General features: G+C 35.6%; 4 protein-coding genes. All 4 read left to right on the top strand.

What is annotated here, in order from left to right; genetic code table 11:
• The first annotated feature begins 324 nt into the window (after positions 1-324).
• Genes xerC through codY form a run of 4 tightly spaced genes read left to right on the top strand, consistent with a single transcriptional unit; the run spans position 325 to position 3,999 of the window.
• On the top strand, positions 325-1,230 hold the full coding sequence (gene xerC, locus GH715_RS03800; protein WP_153834302.1) for a tyrosine recombinase XerC: 906 nt from the start codon (positions 325-327) through the stop codon (positions 1,228-1,230).
• A 12-nt stretch (positions 1,231-1,242) separates the two neighbouring features.
• A complete protein-coding gene (hslV, locus tag GH715_RS03795) occupies positions 1,243-1,785 on the top strand; it encodes an ATP-dependent protease subunit HslV (RefSeq protein ID WP_153834301.1) in 543 nt (180 codons plus the stop codon).
• A gap of 19 nt (positions 1,786-1,804) precedes the next feature.
• Positions 1,805-3,205, top strand: coding sequence for an HslU--HslV peptidase ATPase subunit (gene hslU / locus GH715_RS03790; protein WP_163578443.1), 1,401 nt, complete (start codon positions 1,805-1,807; stop codon positions 3,203-3,205).
• A 17-nt stretch (positions 3,206-3,222) separates the two neighbouring features.
• Complete coding sequence (gene codY / locus GH715_RS03785; protein ID WP_018932681.1) at positions 3,223-3,999, top strand: GTP-sensing pleiotropic transcriptional regulator CodY; 777 nt, start codon at positions 3,223-3,225, stop codon at positions 3,997-3,999.
• Positions 4,000-4,329 lie beyond the last annotated feature (330 nt).

The raw sequence follows: 4,329 nt of genomic DNA, 5'->3' as shown, positions 1-4,329 counted from the left end.
TACCTATATCATACGAGCGAAGTGGGCAAGCCGCAGCGGTTGTTACTCCTATTATTCATGTCAAAATGACTACTTTGGACAGGACCGGCGGGGTTTGCCGGTTTTTCTTAATCTAATTTCTTATCCTTTTTTAAAAAGTTCTAAGAATGTTACGATAAAAATAATATAGTGTTATTTATAACTAAAAGGCTTCATTTGTATTGGTTTAAAGCATCTAATAAAAGGGAATCAATGTAATGATGGAGAAAGTAGTGACAATTTTGCAAATTTAATTGCAGACTTGAATCTATTGTGTTAATATTTTAACGCATTTAGAGGTGACTTATGAACTTTTTTAAAAATTGGCTAGCTTATTTAGATTACTTACAAATCGAAAAAAATGCATCCAAACTGACGATTGAAGCGTATGAAAAAGATATAGCTGATTTTTTTGATTTTTTGACTGCTGAAAATATTTCGTCATTAGAGGATGTAGATTATAGTATGATTCGCACATATTTAACTACTCTATATGATAAGGGGTTATCTAAGAGATCGATTAACCGCCGTATTTCCACGTTAAGGTCGTTTTATAAGTTTTTGCTGAGAGAGCAAATTGTATTAGAGAATCCCTTTGTTCATTTACATTTACCCAAAGCAGCTCATACCATCCCTGAATTTGTCTACCAAGAGGAAATGAAGATACTAATGGAGTCGATCAATCAAAGTACTACGCTTGGTAAACGAAATATTGCAATATTGGAAGTTTTATACGGTACCGGGATTCGTGTTAGTGAATGTGTTCAATTAACATTAGACAGAATCGATTTTGATCTTCAAACCATCTTAGTAACAGGGAAAGGTAACAAGGAAAGATATGTTCCTTTTGGGGATTATGCTAACCAGGCTTTACAAATTTATATCAAGGAAAGCCGACCATCATTAGTAACAGAGAAAAGCCACCCCCAAAATATTTTATTTCTAAATGCAAGAGGAAATCCGCTGACAGCAAGAGGAATAAGGTTAATTATCAATAAATTGGTGGAAGAGGCAGCGATAACATTACATATTCATCCGCATAAATTACGACATAGCTTTGCCACACATTTGCTTGATAATGGGGCAGATTTAAGAGCGGTGCAAGAGCTATTAGGACATTCTCATTTATCATCCACTCAAATTTACACACATGTTTCAAAAGATCGATTAAGTAATGTATATAAATCAGCTCATCCGAGAGCGAAGCGATAGGAGGAATCAATTATGGAGTCATTTCATGCAACCACGATATTTGCTATCCAGCACAATGGGAAGTCTGCAATGTGTGGCGATGGGCAGGTGACATTTGGAAATCAAGTGGTGATGAAGCATACAGCAAAAAAAGTAAGAAGGTTATTTCGAGATCAAGTTTTAGCAGGTTTCGCAGGCTCAGTAGCAGATGCGTTTACTCTGTTTGAAAGTTTTGAAACAAAACTGGAAGCATTTGATGGCAATTTATCAAGAGCTGCTGTTGAGCTAGCAAAAGACTGGCGGAATGATAAATATTTACGAAAACTGGAAGCGATGTTAATCGTAATGAATAAAAAGGAAATACTATTAGTGTCAGGCACTGGTGAAGTAATAGAGCCTGACGATGGTATTCTTGCAATTGGCTCAGGTGGTCATTATGCTTTAAGTGCAGGAAGAGCGTTGAAAAAACATGCTTCAGGTATGGAAGCGAAAGAAATTGCAAAAGCCTCTCTTGAAATTGCAGGAGAAATTTGTGTTTTTACAAATAACCAGCTTGTGTTAGAAGAATTGGAATAAGAAAGGATGGCTGATGCTCGTGTCTATCAATTTAACGCCAAAACAAATCGTTGAAAGATTAAATGAGTACATAATTGGACAACAAGATGCCAAAAAAGCAGTGGCAGTTGCCTTAAGAAATAGGTACCGAAGAATGCAATTGCCTGAAGAGCTAAAGAATGAGATTGTTCCTAAAAATATATTAATGATAGGTCCAACTGGTGTCGGTAAGACAGAAGTAGCCAGAAGGTTAGCGAAACTAGTAGGCGCTCCGTTTATTAAAATTGAAGCTACTAAGTATACGGAAGTGGGGTATGTCGGTCGTGATGTGGAGTCAATGATTCGTGATCTTGTTGAAATGTCTGTTCGAATGGTGAAAGAAGATGCAATGGAAGAAGTAAAAGAAAAAGCCGAACAGCTAGCAAATAAACGGCTAGTAGAAATTTTGGTTCCATCTAAGAAGAAAACGACTACGTCCAAAAATCCATTTGATATTTTCATGAACCCGAATCAGCAACAAAACAATTCAGAAGATACGAATGATTCACAAGAAAAAGAAAATATTAAACAGCAAAGACAGCAAACAAAAAAATTATTAGACCTTGGTGAATTAGAAGATCGTACGGTAACGATAGAAGTAGAGGAACAAGCATCAAATATGTTTGATATGTTACAAGGTTCTGGTATGGAACAAATGGGGATGAATATGCAAGATGCATTAGGACAGTTATTTCCTAAAAAGAAAAAGAAACGAAGCTTAACAGTAAAAGAGGCAAGAAAAGTTTTAACTCAGCAGGAAGCACAAAAGTTAATTGATATGGATGATGTCACGCAAAAAGCAATCGAAAAGGCAGAGCAGACGGGTATTATTTTTATCGATGAAATGGATAAGATTGCTGTTAAACAAGAACAATCTGCCAATGTATCACGAGAGGGAGTACAGCGTGATATATTACCGATTGTAGAAGGTTCTCAGGTTGTTACCAAATATGGTGCGGTTAAGACAGACCATATGTTATTTATTGCAGCTGGAGCTTTTCATATGGCAAAACCTTCTGATCTTATTCCTGAGTTACAGGGACGTTTTCCGATACGTGTAGAATTTGAAAAGTTAACAGTAGCAGATTTCAAACGAATTCTTTCCGAGCCTTCTAATGCACTGTTGAAGCAATATAAAGCATTGTTGGAAACAGAAGGGATAACTATTTCATATACAGAGGAAGCAATTAATCGCTTAGCGGAAATTGCTTATGAAGTAAATCAGGAAACGGACAATATTGGGGCAAGAAGATTACACACTATTTTAGAAAAATTATTGGAAGAACTATCATATGAGGCTTCCGAAATTGGAATTGGAAATATTGAAATAACAGAAAACTATGTGAATGAGAAATTAAAATCAATAGCAACGAACAAAGATTTAAGTCAATTTATTTTATAATATGGATGGTGAAAAATATGCAATTATTAGAAAAAACAAGGGAAATTAATGCTATGCTTCAAAAAACGAAAGGAAAATCAGTTGATTTTTCAGATATGTCGAAAACGTTGAGGGATGTTATTGAAGCAAATATATTTATTGTCAGTCGTAAAGGGAAATTATTAGGTTTTGCGATTAATCAACAGATTGAAAACGAGCGTATGAAAAAAATGCTGGAAGAAAGGCAGTTTCCTGAAACGTATACAGATAATTTATTTAATATCTCAACGACAACCACAAATATTGATATCGATAGTGAATATACCGCTTTTCCAGTAGAAAATCGTGATTTGTTTGCCCAAGGTTTAACAACCATTGTACCAATTATTGGTGGTGGTGAGCGACTTGGGACGCTTATATTAAGTCGTTTATCGGATAGTTTTGATGATGGCGATTTAGTGCTGGCGGAGTATGGTGCAACTGTAGTAGGAATGGAAATATTACATGAAAAAACAGAAGAAATAGAAGAAGAAGCCCGCAGTAAAGCAGTAGTACAAATGGCAATAAGTTCATTGTCATACAGTGAATTGGAGGCAATTGAGCATATTTTCGAAGAATTGGATGGTAATGAGGGATTACTAGTAGCTAGTAAAATAGCTGATCGTGTTGGCATTACGCGTTCTGTTATTGTAAATGCACTAAGAAAATTAGAAAGTGCTGGTGTTATCGAATCCAGATCATTAGGAATGAAAGGAACATATATTAAAGTATTAAACAACAAATTCTTAAACGAACTCAAACATCATAGCATCTAAAAAAGGTCTCCTCTAAATAATGAGGAGATCTTTTTTTGTTCTCGGACAAGAAAGTATAAAATCAGTGCAATGACTGCGTTAACCCAAGTAGTTATGTTGAAATGTTTGATGTATATTGACAACACTTCGACTAATTACTTCGCTTTCCACGTGCATGACCTCAACTAACTTTGCAAAGTAGATTTTGACTCGCGCTATTCCCGAAGATTCTCCGCTGTGAGAAGGTGCAACAATTCTTGTCATAAGTAATAGGTTGACGTTCTTTACAATGGACCGATATACGTAAGTATAAAAGTATCTGTGTTACTTCATGCTAGCGTTGTAGAACCG

Origin of the sequence: Gracilibacillus thailandensis, assembly GCF_010994055.1 — a bacterium.
Classification (GTDB): Bacteria; Bacillota; Bacilli; order Bacillales; family Amphibacillaceae; genus Gracilibacillus; species Gracilibacillus lacisalsi.
The sequence above is the reverse complement of the archived record's forward strand: the minus strand, read 5'-3'. Positions and strand labels throughout refer to the sequence as shown.

Coding starts and splice junctions, on each gene's coding strand:
- xerC (WP_153834302.1), top strand. CDS start 325: ATGAACTTTTTTAAAAATTGGCTAGCTTATTTAGATTACTTACAAATC.
- codY (WP_018932681.1), top strand. CDS start 3,223: ATGCAATTATTAGAAAAAACAAGGGAAATTAATGCTATGCTTCAAAAA.
- hslV (WP_153834301.1), top strand. CDS start 1,243: ATGGAGTCATTTCATGCAACCACGATATTTGCTATCCAGCACAATGGG.